The organism is Kistimonas scapharcae (assembly GCF_039540975.1).
GTDB classification, from domain to species: Bacteria; Pseudomonadota; Gammaproteobacteria; order Pseudomonadales; family Endozoicomonadaceae; genus Kistimonas; species Kistimonas scapharcae.
Genome location: NZ_BAABFL010000025.1, coordinates 1 through 25402, shown reverse-complemented (window position 1 = coordinate 25402; position 25402 = coordinate 1). Strand labels below are relative to the sequence as shown.

Genomic DNA, 25402 nt, shown 5'->3' with positions numbered 1-25402 from the left:
ACCACAATCCTGAAAGGTAACACGATGAAAACCCTGTACGACATACGCCGCAAGACTGCTACCGATCTCACCCGCCGCCATCCGGGCTGCACCAGTGCCGAGATTGCCGAGGCGGAGACCATGGATCCGGCGCTGGTTTGCCGGATGCTCAACACCGCCCTGTGCAGCGGACAGGTTCGCAGTGGACTGCCCCGTGACTGCTCGGTTCGGGAGAGCCTCGCCATCACCTGGTGGCCGGTTTTGGCGGAGATGGAGACAACCTCATGAGTATTGAGCAGGATCTGGTACGGCTGATCGGCCGGGACAAAACCCTGGCGCTGGAGCGCGCCTTCGGTGGCCGGCGGAAATATTTTGCAGGACGCCCGAAGCCGGAGTCTGACATAGTCAGGGTTATCGGTATGAACGCCGCCCTGACACTGGGACGAGCCTGGGGTGGACTACAGGCCTACATCCCGAGGACGCTGGCCTTGATCGAACGGAACCGGGCCATTCTGCAGGAAGTGCTGCAAGGCCACAGCAAGCAGACGGTGGCCGAGCGTTACGGGCTTGTACCACGCAGTGTCCGCTGGATCTGTCAGGGGCTGGACCGGCCCCGGGCAGGTCTGCTGTGCCGACGTCTCCGCATCATGACCCAGGAACCCCATGAACGATATGGCAGACCGGATGAGCCGGATGGAACAGGAACAGGCGGTCATGCACCACCGGCTTCGGGAGCTGGAAGCCACGCCGCCTCGCATCAACACACTGGAGAACACCGTGACCCATCTGCAGGTGCGAGTGGAAAGCATCAGCTCTGACATCGCCGAGATCAAGACCGAGGGGAAGGACACCCACCGGCAGGTACTCAACCTGCGCGATGACGTGAAACGGCTGTTCACCATCGGCGTGGTTGTGGTCACCCTGATCTCCGCGGCAGCCGCACTGGTGTCGCTGTATGACACCTGGCTTGCCATCAACCAGAAGACACAGGACGTCAACCATGCCGCTCGCACAAATCCGGGGCTTTCGGAACTGTAATCCGGGCAACCTTCGCCGGGGAACCAGCTGGCTGGGGCTGGCCGATGTTCAGGCCGACCCTGACTTCTGCCAGTTCATCAGCCACGAGTTCGGCATCCGCGCCATGAGCCGGACGCTTCGCACCTACTACCACCGCCATGAGCTGCGTACGGTTCGCGAGTTCATCAACCGCTGGGCACCGCCCAATGAAAACAATACCGAAGCCTATGTGGAGGCTGTCGCCGCCCGTCTTGGCCTGCCGCCGGACTTCAGTATCGACAACGGCATTGAGCTCTGCCTGCCCGGGCTGATCCGCGCCATCATCCACCACGAACTGGGTTGCCAGCCCTACAGTGAGTGGCTGATCGACGAGGGTATCCGCTGGGATCGCGACGGCATACCGGGGAACACCCTATGAGCTTTGAGTCCTTTGCCACCGGCCTGGGTAACCTGCTCACCGGCAATCTGGCCCAGACCATCTTCGACGGTATCAAGACCTACTTCCCGCCGGATATGACACCGGAGCAGCAGGCCAGACTAAGGCTTGAGCTGGAGCGTATTGAGCAGGACAAGCGACAGCAGACCGACAACGCGTTGCTGGAGGCCGAGCAGATGCTGACCGAGCGGATCAGCAAGCTGGAGGGTACCGCATCGGATCTCAAAAGCCTGCCTGTCGTGGGACGACTGATGCTGTTTGCCCGTGGCTGCCAGCGACCGGTGTGGGGGTTCTTCACCATGTACCTGGACTGGTGCTGGTTCTCCGAGTGGACGCTGTCCGAAAAACAACAGGCTGCGCTGATCGTAGTGAATGTTCTGGTGCTGGGTTTCCTGTTTGGCGAACGGGCTATCCGGAACCTGACCCCGCTGATCAGCCAGCTGTTCAGAAAGTCCTGACCGCCACGGAACACCACAGACAGGGAAAGCATCGTGAGTCACTGGAAAGACCGCATCACCGGACAGGGTAAAGAGTCCCCGGATCAACTGCTGGCTAACCCCAACAACTGGCGCAAGCATCCGAAACATCAACAGGAAGCGCTCAAGGGTGTATTGGAGGACATCGGCTGGATACAGCAGGTGATCGTCAACCAGACTACCGGCCACCTGATCGACGGGCATCTTCGGGTGGAGCTGTCCCAGCGTGAGGGGGAAACCGAGGTACCGGTAATCTATGTGGATCTCACCGAGGAAGAGGAAAAGCTGGCGCTGGCTACCATCGATCCATTGTCTGCGCTGGCGGAAACCGATCAGGCCATGCTGGATCAGCTGATTGCGGATATTGATACCGATAACGAGCAGCTCAACGAACTGCTCAACAGCCTGTCCACCCTTGAGTTGCTGGATGAGCCTACAGAAGGCCTCACCGATGATGACGATGTGCCGGACGTGCAAAACGAAACTGTTAGCCGTGAGGGGGATATCTGGCTGTTAGGCGACCACCGCCTCATGTGTGGCGACAGCACCAACCTGGAACACGTCGAGCGTCTTGTGGATAACCAGCTTGTCGATATGGTCTGGACCGATCCGCCCTACAACGTGGACTACGCAGGCAAAACCAAAGACTCACTCAAAATTGATAACGACAGCATGGGCGACAGCCAGTTCCGGCAATTCCTGCGGGATCTGTTTACCTCGGCCTTCACAGTCACCAAAGAAGGCGGTCCGATCTATGTGGCACACGCTGACACCGAGGGCGTGAACTTCCGGCTGGCATTGCAGGAGGCAGGCTTTTACCTGAAGCAGGTGCTGATCTGGGTAAAGAGCTCCAGCGTTATGGGGCGGCAGGACTACCACTGGCAGCACGAGCCCATCCTCTACGGCTGGAAACCCGGCGCCGCTCATGCCTGGTATGGCGAGCGCAACAAAAAGACCGTTATCGACGAGGAACCCAAAACCAAAGACCTCGACAAGAACGCGCTGGCCAAAGAGGTGAAAGAGCTGCGTAACCGCCTGTGCGGGACGGTTATCCGCGAGGACAAGCCCAATGCCTCCCGAGAGCATCCCACTATGAAACCGGTGGAGCTGATTGTTTCCATGGTGCGAAACAGCAGCAAACGAAGTGATAGTGTGCTGGATCTCTGTGGCGGTAGCGGCAGCACCTTGATTGCCTGTGAAAAGCTGGGACGTTACAGCCGGGTTATGGAGCTGGACCCGCACTACTGCGATGTCATTATCCGGCGTTGGCAGAAATTCACAGGTCAGGACGTAGTACTCGAGAGTAGCGGTCAAACCTTCGGGCTGTAGAGAATGGCTAACAGACTTGTCTACTGGACAAACATCAAGGAACCGTCTGTCTGTCTGTCTGTCTATAAAAGCATATTTCGCAAAACAAGGATTAAATCTGATGGAACGTGCCAGTCCTCCTATATCACCATTACATACTTCATCGTCAGCCCTGCCACCAAATGCAACCCCTCCTGATGGTGAGGAAAAACCTCTTGATCTTTCTATGAACTCACCCACTCATCAACTCAATAGGTGCGTTGCTGAAACACAACATCATTCGAGGGCTGTTTCAACAACTACCTCTACACCTATATTACAATCCGGATCAACGATTTCGACACCACAAGCACCAACACAAGTCTCTCAGCCAGAATCTGTAGCTAGCACTTCAACACAACCAACAGCCTCAAGCTCAACACAACAATCTACATCGCCAGTCCCTCAATCCGTCGCTGTAGTTGGAACCTCGGGCGTTCAATCGGGATACAGTCGGCTGGAAGATAAGCGATTCCAGTGCAACACATGTCAACAGTTGACAAAAACCAAACAGCACATGGTGTTTCATCTACGCACACACACCGGCGAGAAGCCCTTTAAGTGCCAGCACTGCCCAAAATCTTTTAGTCAAAAACCAGCAAAGGTTGCACATGAGCGTACCCACACCGGCGAGAAGCCCTTTAAGTGCCAGCACTGCCCAAAATCTTTTAGTCAAAAACCAGCAAAGGTTGCACATGAGCGTACCCACACCGGCGAGAAGCCCTATAAATGCAAGCTTTGCAACTATGCTGCTACACAGCTAAACGGCCTTAACTATCACATGAGAACCAAGCATCCATCACAACCAACGACACCCAAGGACGACCAACCACCCGCAAAAAAACCAAAGACCGAATAACCGCTGTTTAACCCACCTTTACCCGGCAAAAGGTGAACGCATAAGGGGTGAACGATGGCTATCCAGAATCCGGGACGTACCCAGCGGGCCAAAACGGCAGAGTTACGCAAAAAGGCGCTGGAGCTTCGTACCCTGGGGCTGTCCTACCGGCAGATTGCCGACCAGCTGGGCATCAGCAAGACCGCTGCCTACCGCCATGTCGTCAAGGCCATCGAAACCCTGGAAAACGACAGCCGCGAGGATGCCAAGGTGAACCGTCGTCTGGATCTTGAGCGGCTGGACTGGATTATCCGCGAGGCCATGAAGCAAAGCCTTAAAGGGGATCTGCAGGCTATGGACAGGATTATGAAGGCTATCGACCGTCGTGCACGTATTTACGGCTTCAATGCGCCGCAGAAGGTAGCGCACACCACACCGGACGGTACTGAGGTCGCACCACCTACAGGCGTGGTATTGATCCCCGAGCCGATGAGCCGTGAGGAGTGGCTGAAACAATACGGTCGGGATGACACCGACAGCCCATGATCACCTGGTCTCCCCAACCGGGACCGCAAACAGCGCTGGTCACCTGTCCGGTGGAGGATATCCTTTACGGCGGTGCCCGGGGTGGCGGCAAGACCGATGGGTTTCTGGGTAAATGGCTGCAGCGCAGCACCAAGTACGGTGGCCACAGCAAAGGTTTATTCGTTCGGCGCAGCATGCCGGAGCTGGATGAGGTGATTGCCCGCTCTCATGAGATTTATCTCCCTATTGGCGCGCTCTACCGAGCCCAGAAAAGTACCTGGATTATGCCCAACGGCGCGCTGCTTCGGCTTCGAAGCCTTGAGCGGGACGCTGACGCCGGCAAATATCAGGGCCACTCTTACACCGATGTGTACATTGACGAGGCGGGTAACTTTCCCACCCCTGACCCCATCGACAAGCTCCAGGCCACCCTGCGAAACCCCTATGGGATTCCTGCCAGCTTTAACCTCTCTGCTAACCCGGGCGGGCCGGGACATGAGTGGATCAAGAAGCGCTACATCGATGCCGCCCCTAAAGGCATGCAGCTGATCTGCGATGCCAACACCGGTGACGAGCGAATCTATATTCCCAGCCGGCTTGAGGACAACGAGCTCCTGCTCAGCAACGATCCCAAGTACATCAACCGGCTGAAAAAGTCCGGGCCACCGTGGCTGGTGCAGGCATGGCTGATGGGGGACTGGAACGCCACGCCGGAGGGCGGACTTATCAAGGCCCGCTGGTTCCAGCGCTACAGCACGCCACCGGCGGAGTTTTTACGCATTATCCAGAGCTGGGATACCGCCTATAAACCGGAGGAGATCAACGATCCCAGCGTCTGCACCACATGGGGCGAAACCCGACGGGGTTGGTACCTGCTGGATGTGTTCCGTGACAAGCTGGAGTACCCACGACTGAAACGTGCGGCTGCCAGCCTGTATCTGGCCTGGAACCCGCAGGCGGTCCTGATCGAGGACAAGGGTAGCGGTACCTCACTGATTCAGGAGCTACGTGAAGGCGTGAACGCTGGCAATAAAAAGATTCATGTGCCGGTGATCCCCTGCGACCCCAAGGGCGTGAACAAGATAGACCGGTTAGTGGAGGTCAGCAGCCTGTTTGAGGCCGGGCTGGTGCATCTACCGGAGGCGGCTCCCTGGCTGATCGACTACGAGCTGGAGCTGACCATTTTCCCGCTGGCGGGTAACGATGACCAGGTGGACTCCACCAGCCAGTTTCTGAAATGGGCGCATGAGCACCGGGCCAATTTCAGCTTTGCATCCACAGGGAACACAAGAGCCGGCGTCGAGGCCTACGGCGAAAACCCGCACAGTATTGATGAGAATAAGGGTTATGGTGTGGTAAAGGGCCGCAATGATTTCAGGGGTTATTGAGTGCTCATATTTTAACCGACACAGGGACTAGACAGGACAACACCATGGCAGGCAAGCCAAAACTGGGAGAGCTGGCAAAGGCGGATCACGGCGTCCGGCTGGCGTCAGCCTACACCGCCACCCTGATGGACAACCCCGACAGCGTGCTCCGGGAGCGCGGTCGGGATATGAAGATCTACGACGAAATCCTGCGGGACGATCAGGTCAAACCTACCTTTCAGCAACGACGCCTGGCGGTTATCCAGAGTGAGTGGACGGTGGAGCCTGCCAGCGAGTCGGCGCAAGATAAAGCGGCTGCGGAGTTCATCAAGGAGCAGCTGACCCATATCCGCTTTGACGGCATCACCGACAAAATGCTCTACGGTCTTTTTTACGGCTATGCCGTGGGCGAGTGCCTGTGGGGCTACGATGGCAGCCAAATAGTGCTGGACGATATCAAAGTCCGCGACCGCAGCCGGTTTGTGTTTGATGTGGACGGCAATCTGCGGTTGATCAAGGCCGGTGAACCCCATCCGGTGAAACTCCCTGACCAGAAGTTCTGGGTGTTCAGCACTGGCGCTAACCACAGCGACAACCCCTACGGGCTGGGACTGGGCCACTATCTGTACTGGCCCACCTTTTTCAAACGCAACGACATCAAGTTCTGGCTGATTTTTCTGGAGAAGTTCGGCCAGCCCACCGCCATGGCAAAACTGCCACCGGGACAGGCGGAAGACCCTCGCGAGCGTGAAAAGGCCCTGCAGGTGCTGGACGCCATCCAGGTAGACAGCGGCATTGTGGTTCCGGACAACATTCTGGTAGAGCTGCTGGAGGCCGCCCGCCATGGCACCGCTGACTATGAAGCGCTGGCAGAGCGCATGGACCGGGCCATCAGCAAGGTGGTGCTAAGCCAAACCATGACCACCGATGACGGCAGCTCACTCTCCCAGGCGCAGGTGCACGAGGCGGTAAAGCAGTCGGTGATCAAAAGCGATGCGGACCTGATCTGCGAGAGTTTCAACAACCAGGTGGTGCGCTGGTTAACGGAGTGGAACTTTCCCAATGCCCAACCACCGAGAGTCTGGCGCAATACCGAGCCGGAGGAAGACCTGCTCCAGCGGGCGGAGCGTGATAACAAAATCAGCTCCCTGGGATACGAGCCCACCGAGGAGTATATTGAGGAGGTTTACGGGCCGGGCTGGCGGAAAAAACCGGCGCCAATGTCCCATCCCATTGCAACGGATAACCTTGACCCTGCTTTTGCTGAGCAAGACGCCGTTCATCCAAAGCTCGCAAAGAAAAAGGCCGACCGACGTAAGGATCAACAGGCGCTGGCAGACGCAGCCGACTATTTATCCACAAAGTACCGTGACCTTTACGGCGAGCAGATCATGTCGCTGCTGAACTATGCAGAGGAGACCGGCGATCTGGAAACCTTCCGGCAAAGAGTTGAGACATTGATGGAGGAACCACCTCCGGAGTCCGCCACCACCACTGTGGAAAACGCGACATTTTATAGTCGCCTGATGGGGCTGTTACGGGGCCAGCGGTGATCCATGCCTACGCTCAACTTCTTTGAGATCACCGCGGTTTTTACCCTGAAACCCGCCCAGGCTATCCGGTTTTTTGAACGCAAAGGGCTGAAGCTGTCATTTCGCTGGGAGGATATGCTCGCAGAGGAACATGATGCCGCCTTTACCGTGGCCAAGATGATGAACCGGGATCTATTGGCCTTCATAGCCAAAAAAACACAGCAGGCCATAGACGACGGGCAGACACTGACAGAGTTCACACAGCAACTCATACCTACCCTGCAAAAGGCCGGATGGTGGGGCAAACAGGATGTTGTGGATCCGGATAGCGGACAAATCGTCAAAGCACAACTGGGCAGTGCATCAAGGCTGGCAACTATTTTCCGCACTAACCTGCAAAGCGCCTACAGCGTGGGGCACTGGCAAAGCATTCGGGCCAACGCAGCTACCGCACCCTACCTGATGTACGACGCAGTGGAAGACCACCGGGTACGCCCCGAGCACCAACAATGGGATGGCAGGGTGTATCCGGTAAACCATACCTTCTGGACAACCCACTTCCCCCCGAACGGCTGGAACTGCCGCTGCGGTGCTATCCAGCTGGACCGCAAAGAGTTGAAAGCCTACGGTCTGAAACCCTCACCAGAGCCCAGGATCAAAACCCGTCTCTGGGAAAACCCTCGCACCGGCAAGGCCCGCACAGTGCCGGAAGACCTCGATCCCGGCTGGGACCACAACCCGGGGCAGACACGCTTTGCCATCCTGCGACAACTTGAGCGTGAGAAACGGTCAGAGAGTCAGCAGCAAAAACCGTAATCTTTATGCCATAACTGCAATAGTTTCCCCTCTCCAAATGTGATTACATACGACGCTTCATTTCTAAACATTCATTCAACATCGAGCTACCGAGGCCCACGCTCCGCCGGTCGTGAAACGATCGTGCGACTCCTTCGGGCGGTAGCGTGGGTGCGATTTGTTCATCACACCGCTGGCCGGGACCGCTTATAATCAGCCCGGTTACAAAGACACGATTCCGGCAAGCCAGGCTATCGATTCAGGTTGTCCACATGCTCACAAAGCAAGGCAGAACTGAACTCTATCAAAAATGGATGAGGGAGTTCGAAAGTCAAAACACAAGAGGGAATAAGCGGCCAGTAACCCGCAGAGCCGAAAGCTCGGAGAACAGGAAAGCCACCACCGGCTTTACGGTAGACTACCAGCCACCCACCATACCGCATGCTTTTGTGGTACTTGATCTGGAAACCACCGGTTTCAGCCATCACAAGAACAAAATCATTGAAGTGGCAGCAATCAAGGTCAGAAACCTTAAGCCGGTAGACCACATGAGCCATCTGGTCCGATTACCGGATAATGAACAGGTTCCTCCCTTCATTCAGGAGCTGACAGGCATAACGGACCACATGCTGGAAACCGACGGTGTGGATATCTCCACGGCAATAACCAGCCTCAGTGCGTTTATCCAAAATGAAACCCTGATCATCCACAACGCACCGTTTGATACCCGGTTTTTGAAAGTGCATATGCCCCTGCCCAACCCTGTCATCTGCAGTCTGGCACTGGCACGACAGGTACTACCCCATATGGAATCCCACAGTTTGTCGTTTCTCAAGGGATGCCTGGGCAGTGAGGTCCGGGAAAGCCATCGGGCGTTGGCAGACTGTTATGCGGTCATTGATGTGATACGCGCCTGCAAAAAGATGTGCTGACATTTAAAACCATCAGGCTGACTGTTTTCTTGTGACTATGCCACAGAAAACCGCCTTACATTACACCCTATCCCAATCTGAACCTAACAACGGTTAACCCATGAATACGACTGAACAGCAGTTCCTTAAGGCGCTGGACGATAAGCTATGGAAAGCTGCGGACAAACTGCGCAGTAACCTTGATGCCGCCAACTACAAGCACATTGTGCTGGGTTTGATCTTTCTGAAATATGTGTCGGATGCTTTTGGAGAGCGTCAGGAAGAACTGAAAGCGCTCTTTCAGAAAAACGACGATGACAATATCTACTACCTGCCCCGGGACGATTTCGATTCCGACGAAGAGTACCAGCAGGCCATAGCCGATGAGCTGGAAATTCTCGACTACTATCAGGAGAAAAACATCTTCTGGGTGCCGAAGCATGCCCGCTGGAGCACACTGAAAGAGTCCGCCACACTGCCCATCGGTTCTGTGATCTGGCAGAACGAACAGGGGGAAGACGTTAAGCTGCGCTCCATCTCCTGGCTGATCGACAATGCCCTGGATGAAATTGAAAAAGCCAACAGCAAACTGAAAGGCATTCTGAACCGCATCAGCAACTATCAGTTGGATAACGAAAAACTGATCGGCCTGATTAACAGCTTCTCGGATACCAGCTTCCGCAACCCGGAATACCAGGGCGAAAAGCTGGAGCTGCACAGCAAGGATATCCTTGGCCACGTTTATGAATACTTCCTCGGCCAGTTCGCCCTGGCGGAAGGCAAACAGGGTGGCCAGTACTACACGCCGAAAAGCATCGTCACCCTGATTGTGGAAATGCTGCAACCCTTTCAGGGGCGGGTGTATGACCCGGCCATGGGCTCCGGTGGTTTCTTTGTCTCCAGTGAGAAGTTTATTGAGGAGCACGCCAAAGAGCGCCATTACGACGCCAGCGAGCAGAAAAAGCATATCTGCGTGTATGGTCAGGAGAGCAACCCCACCACCTGGAAGCTGGCGGCCATGAATATGGCCATTCGGGGCATCGACTTTAACTTTGGCAAAAAGAACGCCGACAGTTTTCTGGATGACCAGCATCCGGACCTGCGCGCCGATTTTGTTATGGCCAACCCGCCGTTCAATATCAAGGACTGGTGGCATGCCCGGCTGGAAGAGGATGTGCGCTGGCAATACGGCACACCACCCAAAGGCAATGCCAACTTTGGCTGGATGCAGCATATGCTCCACCATTTGAACGACAACGGTTCTATGGCGCTACTGCTGGCCAATGGTTCCATGAGTTCCAATACCAATAATGAAGGGGTGATTCGCCGTAAGCTGATTGAGGCTGATCTGGTGGAGTGCATGGTGGCACTGCCGGGGCAGCTGTTTACCAATACCCAGATTCCTGCCTGTATCTGGTTCCTCACGAAGAACAAGCAGAGTGGCAATGGCAAGGTGGATCGTCGGGGCGAGACGCTGTTTATTGATGCTCGTAATATGGGCTTTATGAAAGATCGGGTACTGCGGGATTTCACCCGGGAAGATATTGCCGAAATTGCTGATATGTTCCATGTATGGCAGCAAGGCAAGGGTTATGAGGATAAGCCCGGCTTTTGTTTTGCAGCTCCTCTTGAAGATATTCAGAAACACGACTTTGTCCTCACACCAGGGCGTTATGTGGGTGCTGCTGAGCAGGATGATGATGGTGAGCCGTTTGCTGACAAAATGATGCGATTAACTGGGCTGCTTCAAGAGCAGTTTTCAGAAAGTGATCGACTCGAAGGAGAGATTAAGAAGAACTTTGCAGGGCTCGGTTATGAACTTAAATTTTGACAATACTAAGCTAGGCGAAGTTTTAGATATTACTTCAAGTAAGCGAGTAAAAAGAGCTGACTACGTAAAAGAAGGGATACCATTCTTTAGATCAAAAGAAATAATTGATCTTCATAAAGGGAATGATATTTCTACTGAGCTATTCATCTCTGTCGATCAATTTAATCAAATACAGAGGAAATTTGGTGCGCCTGTAGAAGGAGATATTTTATTAACATCTGTAGGTACTCTGGGTGTTCCCTATAGAGTACAGAGAGGTGATAACTTTTATTTTAAAGATGGAAACCTTACTTGGTTTCGTCAGTTTAGCGATAGAGTGAATTCAAAGTATTTGTATTACTGGCTTACATCACCGATTGCAAAGAAAAAAATTGATGAGATTTCTATTGGCTCGACTCAAAAAGCACTCACTATTGTTGCATTGAAATCATTAGAAATGGCTCTGCCTTCTATAGATTACCAAAATATTGTTGTAGAAATATTGGATTCGATAAGTAATAAAATAATCAACAATAGAAAGGCAAACCAAACCCTCGAAGCCATTGCCCAAACCCTCTTCAAAAGCTGGTTTGTCGATTTCGATCCGGTAAAAGCCAAACTATCGGTATTGGCAGCAGGCGGCAGTGCCGAAGAAGCCGAACGGGCAGCCATGTGCGCCATCTCCGCCCGAGACGAGGTAAGCCTGAACACCCTGCAAACCGAACAGCCCGAAGCCTACGCCGAGCTTGCCCGAACTGCGGCACTGTTTCCTTCTGCTATGCAATCGTCAGCATTTGGTGAAATTCCACATAACTGGGAATTCAAAAAGCTTAAGGATATTTGCCGAGTGCTTAATGGCAGGGCTTATAAAAACACTGAATTTAAAGATCATGGCACACCTATTGTTAGAATCCAGAATTTATCAAATGGTGGCAAAACAGTTTATTCAGATTTAGACCTGCCAAAAGATAAGCTTATCGATAAAGAAGACTTTATTTATGCTTGGTCGGCCACCTTCGGCCCACATATCTGGAGAGGACCCAAAAGCATTTATCACTACCACATCTGGAAAATGGATGTGAACGAAGATATTGTCAGCCGCTATTTTCTATACCTGAGCATGTTCAGAAAAACCGAGCAAATGAAGAATGGTGCTACAGGCTCAATATTTACACATCTCACCAAATCGATCATGGAAGATCAGGATATCTTGATCGCTACACCCGAACTTAACATGGCTTTTAAAGCCACAATGAAAACCTACTTTCATAAAATTACAGAACTGAGAAAAGAAGTGTCACTGTTGGAATCACTGAGAGATTGCTTACTTCCCAAACTTCTTTCCGGAGAGCTGACCTAAACCATTGAAATTTCGACCAATGAAAGCGAAACACGAAGTGGCATTCTAAAAAATCGAACGCTCATTGAATCTATCGAATAACAATCGCAGCCAATTTTTATCAGCAGAGCTTAACTATTTTTTTTAAAGAGGAAAAAAATGAGAGACGAAATCCTTAAGAGTTATGTATCTACATTCATTGAACAAAATGATTTGTCAGAAATGGATTATGATAAAGCTTTTGAAAGATTTGTTAATCTAAATATTGTATCAAAGCTTTATCCAAGAGAAATTGATTTTGAGGATTTATCTACAGGCGGCACCAAGGATCTTGCTATTGATGGTGCAGCTATTATTGTCAATGGAAACATAGTTAAGGCACCTGAAGAAATTGATTACTTCCTACAAAAGAATGGTACGCTTGATGTTTCCTTTGCATTAATTCAATCAAAAACATCATCAAAGTTTGCGGGTGATAAGATAGGCAGTTTTATCTTTGGCATCAAAAGCCTCTTTGATAAAGAAGCTTCGGTGGAAGAGAATGAAAAAATAAAACAAATCAGAGAAATAAAGGATAAAATATACCAGCATTCAATTGATTTTGAGGAAGCACCAGAGCTAAATCTTTTTTTTGTAACTACAGGAGAATGGAAAGATCCTGAACAAATAGAAGGTAGAGTACGGAGAGAGCTGAAAGATCTTGATGATAAACACTTGTTCTCCAATAAAGCCAGTATAGAGTTTTACGATGCTGAGAGGTTAAAAAACACGTATAGAGAGATCAGTAGAAAATCTGTAAAGGAAATACATTTCAATAATCATGTTGCACTGCCTGACATTCCAGGTGATCTAAATATAAGGCAATCATTTATAGGAAGTGTTTCCGCCAAATCGTACTTAGAACTTATTTCTGATAGTGATGGAAAACTATCAAAAGAACTTTTTTATGATAACGTAAGGGATTATCAAGGCACAAATAAAGTAAATAAGGAAATTCAAGAAACACTAAAATCTTTAAAAAGCCAATGCCTTCTCCCACTTCTAAACAACGGGATTACAATTATTGCCAAAAAAGTAGATAAAATTGGATCAAAGCTTAAGCTAACAGACTATCAAGTTGTTAATGGTTGTCAATCAAGTCACGTATTATTTGAAAACAAAAAATTGGTATCTGAAGATACACATATCATTCTGAAGATAATTGATACTACTGATCAAGAAGTAATTAATAGAATTATCAGAGCCACCAATAGGCAGACTGAAGTAACAGATGAAGCATTTGAGTCATTAAAACCCTTCCACAAAGACTTGCAAGAGTTCTATAAAGCTAAAAGTAAACTGCTACCTTTTCCGATCTTCTACGAACGAAGGTCAAAGGAGTTTCTTGGAAACCCAAGTATAAAGCCTTCACAAATTATCACTCTTGCGGCTCAAATAAAATCATATGTATCAATAATATTAGCGCAACCTCAAAGTACACACCGATATTTTGGAGAGTTGCTAGAAAGCAATAAAGAAAAGTTATTTAATATAGGTGGAAACCTAGATAATTATTATATTTCATCCCTCCTTGTCAATAGATTGGAAAGTGCATTCAATAGAAATAAAATCTACAAGAGTTATAGAAAGTTTCGTTACCATATTGCCTATTTAACTTATCTTCAGATAAAGAAACAATCAAAGAATAACCATGAAATACTTGTAACTGTAAGTAAAATAGATGATTTAATTCCATTGTTTATAAAATCATGTAAAATAATTGCTGCGTCCTCAAAAGAATCATCACTAAGCGATAAGGATAAAGTCCGTAGTAGAGATTTCACTAACCAACTAAGGGAGGCTATTCAGTAAGCGTACCCCTCTGGTTGTGGCTGATCATGCCACAACCCCGCTTATTCATTCTTTTAATGCAGTCAAGGATATGATTACTGAAGATCAACTTGAACAACTCTGTTTGGAGTGGTTACGCACGGCTGGCTGGGAAGTCCTCCACGGCCCCGATATTGCTCCTGATGGCTCAAACCCCATGCGCAGCAATTATCAGGACGCATTGCTGAAACCAGACCTGGAAAAAGCCTTTACCCAATTAAACCCTCATCTCCCTTCAGGTTGCTTTGAGCAGGTTTGGGCAACGCTGACCAAGCCCGAGAGCCTGGACCTGATCACCAATAACCGCCACTTTCACAAGCTGCTGCTGGAGGGTGTGCCGGTTGATTACAAAGGCGAAGATGAGCAGTGGGTAAACGACCATGCCTTTCTGGTGGATTTTGAATCGGTCGCCAATAACCGCTTTGTGGCGGTAAACCAGTTCACACTGACCGGCACCAAGAACCCTCGCCGCCCGGATATTGTCTGCTTTATTAATGGCATCCCCTTTGCGGTGCTGGAGCTGAAAAGCCCCGGTGATGAGAATGTTGATATCTGGGATGCCTTTAATCAGCTGCAAACCTATAAGGATGAAATCAGCGACCTGTTTATTTTTAATGAGGCGCTGGTGATCAGTGATGGTTATACCGCCCGGGTGGGTTCCCTGACCGCTGACCAGGAACGGTTTATGCCCTGGCGCACCATCCGGAACGAAGAAGACCGGCCGGTGCTGGAGTGGCAGCTGGAAACGCTGGTGCGGGGCTTTTTCGACCGGTCGCTGTTTTTGGATTACATTCGCTACTTTGTGCTGTTTGAAAGTGATGGCGAACGCACCATCAAGAAGATTGCCGGTTATCACCAGTTCCATGCGGTGCGGGAAGCGGTTCGGGCAACGGTGCTGGCAGCACAGGAACAGCTGGGGGAAGCGGCCTCGGAGACGTGTCGGGGTGGTCGTATATTGCCCGGCAGTAAAAAGGCGGGTGTGGTCTGGCATACCCAGGGTTCGGGCAAGAGTATCTCCATGTGCTGCTATGCCGGTATGTTGCTGCAACAACCAGCCATGAATAACCCGACACTGGTGGTGGTGACGGATCGGAATGATCTGGATGGTCAGCTGTTTACTACCTTCAGCGGTGCCCAGGAACTGTTAAAGCAGACACCGGTGCAGGCCAATGATCGGGAGGCGTTGCGTCAGTTACTGGCGGAAAGGGAATCCGGCGGCATTATCTTTACCACGGTGCAGAAGTTTGCCCTGCAGGACGGTGAGAGCCACCATCCGCTGTTGAATGGTCGCCATAATATTGTGGTGATTTCCGATGAGGCGCACCGCAGCCAGTATGGGTTGAAGGCAGTATTAACCAAAGAAGGCCAGTACAAGTTTGGCTATGCCAAGCATATGCGGGACGCTTTAAAGAATGCGTCGTTTATTGGCTTTACTGGTACGCCCATCTCCCAGGAGGACAAGGATACCCGCTCGGTGTTTGGGGAGTATGTCTCCATTTATGATATTCAGGATGCCGTTGAGGATGGTGCGACGGTGCCCATCTATTATGAATCCCGCCTGGCCAAACTGGATTTGAACCACGCTGAAATCCAGCAGCTTTCTGAGCAGGTGGATGAGGTGGTGGAAGATGAGGAAGATATCAGCCTCCGGGAAAAAACCAAGGGCGAGTGGAGCCGGTTAGAGAAGCTGGTGGGTGCTACGCCCCGGCTGAAACAGGTGGCGGCTGATCTGGTGGCGCACTTTGAATCCCGCAATGAGAGCATGGATGGCAAGGCGATGATCGTCGGCATGAGCCGGGATATCTGTGCCCATCTTTATAACGAGATTGTTGAGTTGCGCCCGGAATGGCACGACCCTGATCCGGAAAAAGGCGTGATCAAGATTGTGATGACCGGTTCCGCATCCGATAAGCCCCTGTTGCAGCCCCATATCTACAGCAAGAAGACCAAGAAACGGCTGGAGAAACGCTTTAAGGATGTGAACGATCCGATGAAGCTGGTGATTGTGCGGGATATGTGGCTGACCGGTTTTGATGCGCCCTGCTGCCACACCATGTATGTGGACAAGCCCATGAAGGGCCACAACCTGATGCAGGCCATTGCCCGGGTGAACCGGGTGTTTAAAAACAAGCCCGGTGGGCTGGTGGTGGATTACATCGGCATTGCCAATGAACTGAAGGTGGCGCTGAAAGATTACACCGATGCCCGTGGCAAGGGTGAGCCGACCTTACGATCCGAAGAAGCCTATGCCGTTCTGGCCGAAAAAATGGATGCGCTGCGTGGGCTATTCGCTAAAACGCCCCAGGGTGAAGGGCTGGATATCAGCGGTTTTGAAACCCGAGCCAGAGAGTTGCTGGTGCCTGCGGCCAACTATGTGCTGGGTTTGAAAGATGGCAAGAAGCGGCTGATGGATTTGGTGCTGGCGGCTAACAAGGCATACTCCCTGTGCAGCACTCTGGATGAAGCAAAAGAGCTGCGACTTGAGCTGGCGTTTTTCTCGGCAGTGAAGGCGGCCATTAATAAATTCACCACGGTGGATAAAAAACGCAGCCGGGAGGAGCAGCAGTCTGCCCTGAAGCAGATTCTGGATAATGCCATTGTGGCGGAAGGCGTGGCGGATGTGTTTGCCCTGTGTGGGCTGGAGAAACCTAATATCGGTCTGTTGTCCGATGAGTTTCTGGATGATGTGCGGCGAATGCCTCACAGGAATCTGGCCGTGGAGCTGCTGGAAAAGCTGCTGAAAGACGATATCCGCGCCAAGACTCGTAATAACGTGGTGCAGGAGAAGAAGTTCTCCGAACGGTTGCAGGCCACGCTACGAAAATACAATAACCGCGCCATTGAAACAGCGCAGGTGATTGAAGAACTGATCCAGATGGCCAAAGACTTCCAGGCGGAAATGAGCCGGGAAGCGGAGCTTGGCCTGAACCCGGATGAAGTAGCCTTTTATGATGCGCTGGCCAATAACGAGAGCGCCGTTCTAGAACTGGGTGATGAGATTCTCAAAAAGATTGCCGTTGAGATTACCGATAAGTTACGTAAATCCACCACTATTGACTGGCAGGTTCGGGACAGTGTGCGAGCTCGGTTGAAGATTCTGGTTCGGCGGACGTTGCAGAAGTACAAGTATCCACCGGATGGGGCGGCGGCTGCGGTTGAGTTGGTTTTGAAGCAGGCGGAGTCTTTGGCTTGTGAGTGGAGTGGGTAAATAACAAGTTGATACCGATGCAGGGCGTAACAAGTGCAGTATAAGGAGTAAACACCATGACCCCATGGGCAGAACAGGCGATAACCTTTGGCAAGGCGGTGATTCTTCAGTTTCACCGGCGCAACGAAGAGGAATCGGAGGATGACTCCGTCTATATTGCCTGCCTGAAAACGGTGATTCAGGGGATGGTCTCCACAGCGCCGGACCCGCTGAGCCGCCGCCAGGCACAACAGGCGCTTTACGACTATGCCCGCGAACTCTACGTTCAGATGTGGTTTGATATCGATGATGATGGTGACCAGCCGGATCTGGAAGAGGCCCTGGACACCTTTGAGTCACTCTATGACATCGGACGCTGGCCGGACTAACCACCGCCCCCTTTTTGACAGATTCTACTGAGCCGGAGAAGGAACCCATGAAAATCCATTTCACCAAAAAAGAGTACCGGCTACTGCTGGATATGATCTCAATAGCCGGCTGGGTGCTGGATGCGCACTCTGTCGGGAAGGAGGAATTTGAAGCAACGGCGCATTACAAGGTGCTTCGACAGAAGATCATGTCTTATGCAAGGGAGATGGGCTGTGAGGACCGCATTGTCTTTAACGAGGAACGTCAGCAATATTATGAGACCCTAGATTCCGAGATGGACGGGGAATACATGAAGTTCGTCAACGCTTTTGAAGAAGACAGTTTCTGGGAAGAACTGATTGAACGGATGGCTGATCGGGATTTTGTTCAGCAGACCCCGGAAGCAGTTGCCAAAACTATGAGTAATGATGACGTCTATTTGAAAATAAATGAACTCAGAGAGCTCTATCACGACGAGTTTTCCGAGCACGGAATTGAAAACCTGATACTGGTGAACAAGCCTGCTGGCGAACTTCATTAACCCGTTCTGCACGTGAAGCAGACGATCAGCGCGTTCTCTGGCAGGTTTTTGATGAACCGCCCCTTTAGCCTCTGCGATTAAAAGGTAATGATCCTGTGACGATTGATGAAATACTGTCCGAACTGTCCGGATACGACGGCTATTTCCCAAAGGCAGCGATAGAGGCTGCTATTGAACAAAAGGAGGCCATCACCCCACATCTTCTGGCCTACCTTCAGGAACTGGTCGACATGGGGGAAGCGATTGACAGAGATTTTAATGATCGCATGACCTTGCCAGCGCTGTTTTTGCTGGCCCAGTTCCGTGAGGCAAACGCTTACCCGTTAATCGTCAGGCTGGTGTCTGACTGGGAGGGGTGCGCTGAATATCACCTTGGCGATGCGATAACAGAAGGGCTGGGTCGTATTCTGGCCTCGGTCTGCCACGGAGATACCGGCCCCATCAAAAAGCTGGTGGAAGACAACCAGGTAGATGAGTATGTTCGCAGTTCGGCACTTCATAGTCTGATGACACTGTACAGCGAGCAGGTGCTCAGCCGCGATGATATCCTGGCTTATTACAAAAACCTGTTTCGACAGCACCCGGTTCGTGAACCAACCCAGATATGGAATACCCTTGTGCTGTGCTCTGCATCACTTCGATTGACCGAGTTACTGCCGGACATCCGACAGGCCTATCAAGACGGACTGGCCAGCCCCGGCTTTGCTGCTTTGAGTGACATTGAGGAGATGATTCAGTCAGAATATGACGATCTGGCTGATATCGGCTATGACAAGTACTACATCACAGATACCGTCGCCGAGCTTCAGCACTGGGCGGCATTTATGCCCAGGGTTCCGGTCTCGCACACACCGGTACAGCGATATCAACATGCTGAAGGCGTTTATTCCTATGATGGCCACACAGCCGTGAGAACGGATGCCAAGACCGGTCGTAACGAGCCGTGTCCCTGCGGCAGCGGTAAGAAATTCAAGAAATGTTGTGGACGTTAATAGCGATAGCGGATGTTACTGGCTGAGAGTTGCCGACCTTATTGTTGTTTCTTCCTGATCATACCCGTTGGCAGGACTCCAGTGGGTCTTGAGGTGCCAAGGTAATACAGAAGAATGTCATTTGATGATCATCGGAAAGTCGGATTACACAGCGTGTCACTGTCTTCAACCTGTTAAGGTTCAACCATGAGTAATCAAACATCACCAGCAAAGCCTTCACTGGATTTTGGCCAGATACTGGAAGCTTTGGAACATGCCAGCGCCTTTGACCTGTATCGTCTGGAAAACATCATTCGCAACGAACTGAGTTCACCTGCACGGATGATGCGTGTCAAACGGTCGTTAACCATTGGTCAGCAGCTTAGTTATTTTGATTGCACCAGTAACAGTGTACGTCCCTGCGAGGTGCTGAAGCTGAAGCAGAAAAAAGCAACGATTCGCGATTTGTCAGATGGTAAAACCTGGAATGTTGACTTCTGTATGCTCAACCTTGATGGTGCGGACAGCAAGATTCATCATGAGGTTGACCGGGGGCTTAGCAGGCACACCCTGTCTACCGGTGATGTTGTTGGCTTCAGGGATAAACGGGGCATTGAACATCATGGCAAGGTGGTGCGTCTGAATGACAAGACGGTCACACTTCAATGCCGTCATCCTCGGGATGAACAGTGGCGGGTTGCCTATTCCATGCTCTACCGTGTGCTGGAAGGTGAAGCAGGATCGGATGCCGGTGATCTAATGCTCAGCGGTGACGCATCACCATCTGCGACCAATGCCTCAATGAAAACCATCGAGGGAACCGTCGTAGAGTAAAAGCCTTCGTATAATAAAGACCGCTTGCGCCATGATGGCTTGTCTATTAATTTTCTCTGAACAGCGAACACTGCCATGACTGATGATATCGAAGTAATCAAATCCAGCCTTTCCCAGGCCGTTGAGCGTGATGGCTCCTCCGTTAAGGTTATTATTCTGGCGGACGGTCACGGTAAATGGATTCTGGAAGTAGAGGATGAATATGGAAACTCAACCGTATGGGACGACACTTTCAACACCGAGCAGGAGGCGCTTCAGGAGTTCTTCAAAACACTCGATGAAGAAGGTATCGGTGCATTAATCTGTAAGCCGGAAGATCGAAAATTCGTTCATTAACCCCACAGGGTTTCGGCCTCTAACCGGCTGCCTGTCGTGTACCACTAACAGGCAGTCTGCCGTTTCTGCTGGCTCGCATAATGTAGAGTTTCACGTGCGCTACCTGATGATTTTTATCCGTTTATTGTTCCTGCCGGTATGGCTGTTGGCCAAACTGATATATCCCGATTGCCGTAAATCCGAACCGCTAATCACATATGCATGGTTTACATCCAAAAAAGACTATGACGCTGTGGTTCACCCTGACGCCAACAAGGCAGGTGACGTACTGAGTTATGATGAGTGGAAAATGCAGACACTTGATGACATTGCTTTGTACCATCGAACAGGGCTTAACTACATCAAGGTAAGAATCAGGCCTAACACCTACCACCAATGGCGTAAAATGGCGGGCCTGCCAAACACAGTCAACACCCGTGAACTGTATATCAGCAATGTGTGTGATCAGGTTATGGAAGACGGTATTGAGCCAACAAAACTTCCCGCCTTAACCCTAATCATGGAGAAACCTGAAACTTGACCCTGATAACCATCAAATACAAGGTCGGTATGATCCATAATAGCCATGAACTGGAGCGGCTGGTCACTCATCATATTTGTCCCGATTCACTGTCCGACGATCTGGCGGACTTACTATCCCAGCCATCCACTCTGGCCCTTAAAGGCACCTACGGCATGCGGGAAGGGGCAATCCCAACAGAATATGACCATGTGGTTATCGAGTCAGACACCGGAAACACTGAATTTGAGGTCTACAACAAGGGAATGTCGATGATCATTGAAACATCGGAGCCGCTCATTCAGGCATTCACAATATGCCTGGGACTACAGAAAATGCTGTAATGTTTCCGGCTGGCGACCGTGCAGAGAGTGGGGATTGATCTCATGAGTTTTCAACAGGAACCAACAGGGTACGAAAAGACAATACTCTCCGATCTACAGGGGGCATGGATTAATCTTCGCAATGCCGTTGTACAGCATTGCCGCCCGCCCGATCTGGGACGGCTTCTTTTTCATATTGACGAAGGGATGAGCTGGGAGTCCGTTCGTGATTTTGACAAAATGAAGCAGACGCTGTTGCTGGTTGAGAACATCGCCCATCAAACAGATGTTCATGAGGATGTGACCTTCTGGCTGAAAGACGTGAGGGTGTGCTTTGAAGATGCCTGCAATGAACTATCAGCATGAGGATGTTTGTGTCTGGTTACCCCGGTAACGGATGGGGCATCCTTGCCCCGGGGATTCCTCCCTGAAACCATTCCCACTCCATGGCCTCAGCCACCGGTTGCGAGGGCAGTATTGTTATTCGCCCCTCGGCTGTCATCCCTGACCAGGCTTATCCAGAAGCCGTCCGCTTTCCCACATCCTTGCCCTTTTTATATCAGGCTTTGTACCAAAATTGGTGATCCCGCGCCAGGCAAGGGCTCAAGCCAATTCCTCCTGTTTGCTGTTACCGTCGCGCCGGGTATTTCGGCCTGAGTCTGAACGACAGTGCGATACTTCCTGAAACGTCGGGTAACGCCCGCCATTCTGTTCTTTGCCCTTCCTTTCGTTGACTTCCTCCCCTGTCCATGAATTTGACTATCCATCCCGATAGTGCCGCTATCAGAAGCCTTAATGCCCCTTGCCTGTCGCCCCACACTGTCTAATGTGTGATGACCTGCGGGAATAGCGTACCCACTGCCCCGCAGCCCACGTATTCCCGGCTTTCTGGCCACACACGGAGGAGTTCCCTATGGCAAAAACAACACAGACCAAATTGGCGGATGCTTTCAAGAATCTGGTATCCAAAACGGCAGAAATGCGAGTGAACAATCATCGGGTCGTCAATGGTAGTGTCGAGTGTATTGGCGGTTGGAAGCTGACGCTCACGCTGGACAACGGCAACACGCTGACCATTGACGATAAGGCTTTAGGCCGGATGACTTTTGAAAAAGGCGATTTCCTGCTCAGCGAAAAAGACAAGGATAAGAATGAACAGCACTACCAGATCGCGTTCTACACCATGAAAAAAGAGATCCCTCGTCACTTATAAGATGCGGCAAAAATTCGTATCAACAACCAGGTGTCAGGTGCAGAAACTGGGTGTATCAAAGTGGCCACGGAGGGCTCACCATGCAGTACCCGGATGATGACACATACGAGCGGATAATACGCGAAACAGACAGGTTTACCGGAGAGCTGGAAAGGCTGGCCCGGGAGGCGCATCCACTACTTGCAGTTTTTCTGGAGAAGGAGTGCGAGTCATTCTGGGACTTTGTGGAACAACAGGTCAGACAGGACGTTTTGAATAAACGACGACATTAACACCCAAAGTTAGGAACAGAGACATCATGGATCCCATTTTGCGGCAGAAACTCCAGCAGCAGGACGATTGCATCAACGCCGTCGAGATGATTGTGCTGAACATTGACCGTTATCTGCTCAAGCTGGAAAAACAGTCAGAGCCCGACTACGAACAGGCCATGAAGATGATCCAGCATGAAATCCGGATCATCAAAGGCTTGCTGGGGAACCGCTAATACCACAGGTCAGGCCGCATTGGCCCAGTGCTGTATTTCCTCGGCCAGACCACCCACTTCCACATGGCTACCCAGGTAGATGCCTTGCTGGCTCATGTACCAGTCAAACTTGTCGAGCTTGTCTTCAATCTGGTCAGCCTGCTCACGGGGGAGATGCTTGAGCTCATCGCCGGGTTTGAGAATAAACACCGACGGGTTGTCACCGCCCCGTATCCGCTGCGCCGTCTCCACATCCCGCGCCGCCTTGAGCAGGTTCAGCTCCACGGTGGTTGAACTGGCGTATACCGCCGAGGCCAGCCCGCCGATGCAATTGGATTCGGTGCGAAACGGTACATAGAGGGAATGACGACCGGTATCATCATCAATGGCAATGGTCGGTGTTGGCGGCACAAAGCGATCGAACTCCAGACCGGCGCGCTGCTTTAGCTCATCCACCAGGCTGGTGTAAAGCGTTGCGTTCGAAATGCTGTTGAACACGCGCTCCCGCTTCTTCCGCACCCTGGCAGCCAGGGTGACCGTGTCATCATAAAGCCCGCTGAGAATTTCGGTGACCGCCTCTCCCTGGGCAAAGCCTTTTCGCTCAATCATCACCTGGGGAAACAGTGAGTCGGTCTGGTTACAGCCCACCATCTCGTTAATCACATCACTGATGAGCTGCACATGGTAGATGGCTCCCTCACCATAAAGACACTTCAGCCGCTCGAAATAATCCAGCATCTTGCAATACAAACGCCCTTCGGTCTGGAACGCCACACCGATGTTAAGACGCTCACCGGTCGCCAGGTCCGGCAGCCAGCTGATACAGAACCACTCCCCGGTGACCGATGCACTGGAAGGGTTCGCCTGCAGTAGTTGCGACAGCGTTTCCATCTCTAGAGCCTCAGAAGTCCTGTTGTTGCTGTTATTCGGTCCGGACCATTGGCCGCCCGTTTTGTCAGGAAGTTCTCCAGCGCCTGACGGTTATGTTCCGTCATCTCCCTGAAAATACGCCACCAATATTGCAGTTCTGTGACAACCTTAGTATACGCCTCTGAATGCTGTTGTGACGCATCGACCATGCCGCTGGCCAGCTGTAATGGATTCCCGGCACTGAACACCTCATCCAGCAACTTGCTTTCATACCGTCCGTTGGGATCCAGGTCTTCGGCGGTCCAGTCATGTTTGACCGGACAACCGCCATGGTCAATCACACCGAAATCCTTGTCGCTGCGCACCACCACATTGCCGGTATTACGATCCTGATTGGCCAGCCAGTCATCAAAGGCCAGTAATGCCGGCAGATGGCTCCACTTGGCCAGCTGGTGCAATATACGACGGTAAGATTGCATATTGCGGCCCAGGTAGGTTTTGAGGGTTTTGCCACCGTATTCTTCCGTGGCCCACCCCAGCAGCATCATGTCATCGGGCACTTCAAATTGAGGGTACAACTGGCCAAACACTGCCGAGGGTACATGCACGACGGCGGCCCGTGGCGGCTGGGGAATACCACAAGCCAGCGCCAGCAGATAACCGGTAATTTCATTCACCAGGCCAAGGGGCGCGTAGTCGCGGGGATAGATTTTTACAAAGTAACGCCCCACCTGGTTATCCTGCCAGCGCAGCCGGGCAATGTGGGTCAGTGCGCTCAGTCCTTCCGGCACCTGGTTATACGCATTGAGGTAGTGACGCGAGTAAAGCAACGGGATGATCTCAGAGGCCATACACACTCCTGTGGACCGTGGACTATCTCCAGCATAGATATTGTTATAAGACAGTGCCTGTCTGTTTTTCGAGGCTCATTATAAGACCATCGTTCTATATGTCATGGAGAAAATACTTTCTTTACCTGTTGATAACCCCCTGCCTGACTTTTACTGGCTATATTTTGACCAACATTGACGAGCCTTTCTGCGTCAATGGATGGCGTCGGTAACTCGCAACTCATCCTGCCATTAATCACACGCTTATACACAGATACTGTGGGTTATTTGACTGAATCCATAAACAATCACCCTCCCCTGTGGATAAGCTGGTTATAACCTGTTCTTCCCTTGTGCGTGGGCTGTGATTGTCTGACGACCGGCAATATTCCGTATTATTCTCCTGCCGGATTATGGCTTGAATGCGGGTAAGTCCACCCGACAAACGCTGCCATGCAAGCCATCCACATCTTTCGGCCCGGCACCCATACGGATGCCGCTGGTCAAACCACCGACTTCAGCGAGGCGCAAGTGCGCGCCTGTGCCGATGCCTACGATCCCTCCCTGCACGAAGCTCCCATTGTTGTTGGACACCCCTCGGATAATGCCCCGGCCTATGGCTGGATCGGGCAACTTGCGTTCAGCGATAACGGTCTGCAGGCCGAACCGCAACAGGTGGACACCGACTTTGAAACGCTGGTGAAAGAAGGCCGCTACAAAAA

Annotated in this window: 30 protein-coding genes; 27 read left to right on the top strand and 3 right to left on the bottom strand. The window is 51.5% G+C overall.

Annotated features, from left to right (window positions below; translation table 11 throughout):
* The first annotated feature begins 24 nt into the window (after positions 1-24).
* The 27 genes from ABD892_RS02075 to ABD892_RS01945 all read left to right on the top strand — a co-directional run bounded on the left by ABD892_RS02075 (position 25) and on the right by ABD892_RS01945 (position 23001).
* On the top strand, positions 25-267 hold the full coding sequence (locus ABD892_RS02075; RefSeq protein WP_345193313.1) for a hypothetical protein: 243 nt from the start codon (positions 25-27) through the stop codon (positions 265-267).
* Entirely contained in the window at positions 264-797 is a 534-nt protein-coding gene (locus tag ABD892_RS02070; protein ID WP_345193311.1) for a Mor transcription activator family protein, read from the top strand. The genes ABD892_RS02075 and ABD892_RS02070 overlap by 4 nt, the downstream gene beginning before the upstream one ends.
* A complete protein-coding gene (locus ABD892_RS02065) occupies positions 757-1017 on the top strand; it encodes a hypothetical protein (RefSeq protein ID WP_345193308.1) in 261 nt (86 codons plus the stop codon). Before ABD892_RS02070 ends, ABD892_RS02065 begins: the two co-directional genes overlap by 41 nt.
* Positions 935-1414: a structural protein gene (locus ABD892_RS02060; RefSeq protein ID WP_345193306.1), complete on the top strand. Its 480-nt coding sequence runs from the start codon at positions 935-937 to the stop codon at positions 1412-1414. Before ABD892_RS02065 ends, ABD892_RS02060 begins: the two co-directional genes overlap by 83 nt.
* On the top strand, positions 1411-1890 hold the full coding sequence (locus ABD892_RS02055) for a hypothetical protein (RefSeq protein WP_345193304.1): 480 nt from the start codon (positions 1411-1413) through the stop codon (positions 1888-1890). Before ABD892_RS02060 ends, ABD892_RS02055 begins: the two co-directional genes overlap by 4 nt.
* Before the next feature lie 33 nt (positions 1891-1923).
* Positions 1924-3237 carry a DNA modification methylase gene (locus ABD892_RS02050; protein ID WP_345193302.1) on the top strand — a complete coding sequence of 438 codons (1314 nt, stop codon included), beginning with the start codon at positions 1924-1926 and terminating at the stop codon, positions 3235-3237.
* Between the two features lie 100 nt (positions 3238-3337).
* Positions 3338-4114: a C2H2-type zinc finger protein gene (locus tag ABD892_RS02045; RefSeq protein WP_345193300.1), complete on the top strand. Its 777-nt coding sequence runs from the start codon at positions 3338-3340 to the stop codon at positions 4112-4114.
* A 54-nt stretch (positions 4115-4168) separates the two neighbouring features.
* Positions 4169-4639 carry a sigma factor-like helix-turn-helix DNA-binding protein gene (locus ABD892_RS02040; RefSeq protein ID WP_345193298.1) on the top strand — a complete coding sequence of 157 codons (471 nt, stop codon included), beginning with the start codon at positions 4169-4171 and terminating at the stop codon, positions 4637-4639.
* Positions 4636-6006, top strand: coding sequence for a phage terminase large subunit (gene terL / locus ABD892_RS02035; RefSeq protein ID WP_345193296.1), 1371 nt, complete (start codon positions 4636-4638; stop codon positions 6004-6006). The genes ABD892_RS02040 and terL overlap by 4 nt, the downstream gene beginning before the upstream one ends.
* A gap of 44 nt (positions 6007-6050) precedes the next feature.
* Complete coding sequence (locus tag ABD892_RS02030) at positions 6051-7538, top strand: DUF935 domain-containing protein (RefSeq protein WP_345193294.1); 1488 nt, start codon at positions 6051-6053, stop codon at positions 7536-7538.
* 3 nt (positions 7539-7541) lie between these two features.
* Positions 7542-8333, top strand: coding sequence for a phage head morphogenesis protein (locus tag ABD892_RS02025; RefSeq protein WP_345193292.1), 792 nt, complete (start codon positions 7542-7544; stop codon positions 8331-8333).
* Between the two features lie 251 nt (positions 8334-8584).
* A complete protein-coding gene (locus tag ABD892_RS02020) occupies positions 8585-9244 on the top strand; it encodes a 3'-5' exonuclease (protein ID WP_345193290.1) in 660 nt (219 codons plus the stop codon).
* Positions 9245-9344: 100 nt separating this feature from the next.
* Positions 9345-11054, top strand: a complete 1710-nt coding sequence (locus ABD892_RS02015; protein ID WP_345193288.1) for a type I restriction-modification system subunit M — start codon at positions 9345-9347, stop codon at positions 11052-11054.
* Positions 11038-12393: a restriction endonuclease subunit S gene (locus ABD892_RS02010; RefSeq protein ID WP_345193286.1), complete on the top strand. Its 1356-nt coding sequence runs from the start codon at positions 11038-11040 to the stop codon at positions 12391-12393. The genes ABD892_RS02015 and ABD892_RS02010 overlap by 17 nt, the downstream gene beginning before the upstream one ends.
* 138 nt (positions 12394-12531) lie before the next feature.
* The gene (locus ABD892_RS02005) at positions 12532-14223 is read left to right on the top strand and encodes an AIPR family protein (protein WP_345193284.1); all 1692 of its coding nucleotides are present in this window, start codon (positions 12532-12534) and stop codon (positions 14221-14223) included.
* A gap of 70 nt (positions 14224-14293) precedes the next feature.
* Entirely contained in the window at positions 14294-17449 is a 3156-nt protein-coding gene (locus ABD892_RS02000) for a type I restriction endonuclease subunit R (protein ID WP_345193282.1), read from the top strand.
* A 56-nt stretch (positions 17450-17505) separates the two neighbouring features.
* A complete protein-coding gene (locus tag ABD892_RS01995) occupies positions 17506-17817 on the top strand; it encodes a hypothetical protein (RefSeq protein ID WP_345193280.1) in 312 nt (103 codons plus the stop codon).
* Positions 17818-17864: 47 nt separating this feature from the next.
* Positions 17865-18338, top strand: coding sequence for a hypothetical protein (locus tag ABD892_RS01990; protein WP_345193278.1), 474 nt, complete (start codon positions 17865-17867; stop codon positions 18336-18338).
* A gap of 95 nt (positions 18339-18433) precedes the next feature.
* A complete protein-coding gene (locus ABD892_RS01985; RefSeq protein ID WP_345193276.1) occupies positions 18434-19330 on the top strand; it encodes a DUF1186 domain-containing protein in 897 nt (298 codons plus the stop codon).
* A 186-nt stretch (positions 19331-19516) separates the two neighbouring features.
* A complete protein-coding gene (locus ABD892_RS01980; protein WP_345193274.1) occupies positions 19517-20143 on the top strand; it encodes a hypothetical protein in 627 nt (208 codons plus the stop codon).
* Positions 20144-20218: 75 nt separating this feature from the next.
* Positions 20219-20479, top strand: coding sequence for a hypothetical protein (locus tag ABD892_RS01975; RefSeq protein ID WP_345193272.1), 261 nt, complete (start codon positions 20219-20221; stop codon positions 20477-20479).
* Positions 20480-20624: 145 nt separating this feature from the next.
* Entirely contained in the window at positions 20625-20999 is a 375-nt protein-coding gene (locus ABD892_RS01970; RefSeq protein WP_345193270.1) for a hypothetical protein, read from the top strand.
* Complete coding sequence (locus ABD892_RS01965) at positions 20996-21322, top strand: hypothetical protein (RefSeq protein WP_345193268.1); 327 nt, start codon at positions 20996-20998, stop codon at positions 21320-21322. Before ABD892_RS01970 ends, ABD892_RS01965 begins: the two co-directional genes overlap by 4 nt.
* Before the next feature lie 42 nt (positions 21323-21364).
* Positions 21365-21667: a hypothetical protein gene (locus tag ABD892_RS01960; protein ID WP_345193266.1), complete on the top strand. Its 303-nt coding sequence runs from the start codon at positions 21365-21367 to the stop codon at positions 21665-21667.
* A 547-nt stretch (positions 21668-22214) separates the two neighbouring features.
* Positions 22215-22514 (top strand): hypothetical protein, encoded by a 300-nt coding sequence (locus ABD892_RS01955; protein WP_345193264.1) that lies wholly within the window; start codon positions 22215-22217, stop codon positions 22512-22514.
* An 80-nt stretch (positions 22515-22594) separates the two neighbouring features.
* Complete coding sequence (locus ABD892_RS01950) at positions 22595-22786, top strand: hypothetical protein (RefSeq protein ID WP_345193262.1); 192 nt, start codon at positions 22595-22597, stop codon at positions 22784-22786.
* A gap of 26 nt (positions 22787-22812) precedes the next feature.
* A complete protein-coding gene (locus ABD892_RS01945) occupies positions 22813-23001 on the top strand; it encodes a hypothetical protein (RefSeq protein WP_345193260.1) in 189 nt (62 codons plus the stop codon).
* A 9-nt stretch (positions 23002-23010) separates the two neighbouring features.
* Here the strand turns inward: ABD892_RS01945 and ABD892_RS01940 are convergent, their stop codons facing one another.
* The 3 genes from ABD892_RS01940 to ABD892_RS01930 form a co-directional block, all read right to left on the bottom strand.
* Positions 23011-23871, bottom strand: coding sequence for a hypothetical protein (locus tag ABD892_RS01940; protein WP_345193258.1), 861 nt, complete (start codon positions 23869-23871; stop codon positions 23011-23013).
* Between the two features lie 2 nt (positions 23872-23873).
* A complete protein-coding gene (locus tag ABD892_RS01935) occupies positions 23874-24701 on the bottom strand; it encodes a hypothetical protein (RefSeq protein WP_345193256.1) in 828 nt (275 codons plus the stop codon).
* 390 nt (positions 24702-25091) lie between these two features.
* Positions 25092-25402 (bottom strand): hypothetical protein (locus tag ABD892_RS01930; RefSeq protein WP_345193254.1); only part of this gene is annotated, 311 nt, incomplete at its 5' end.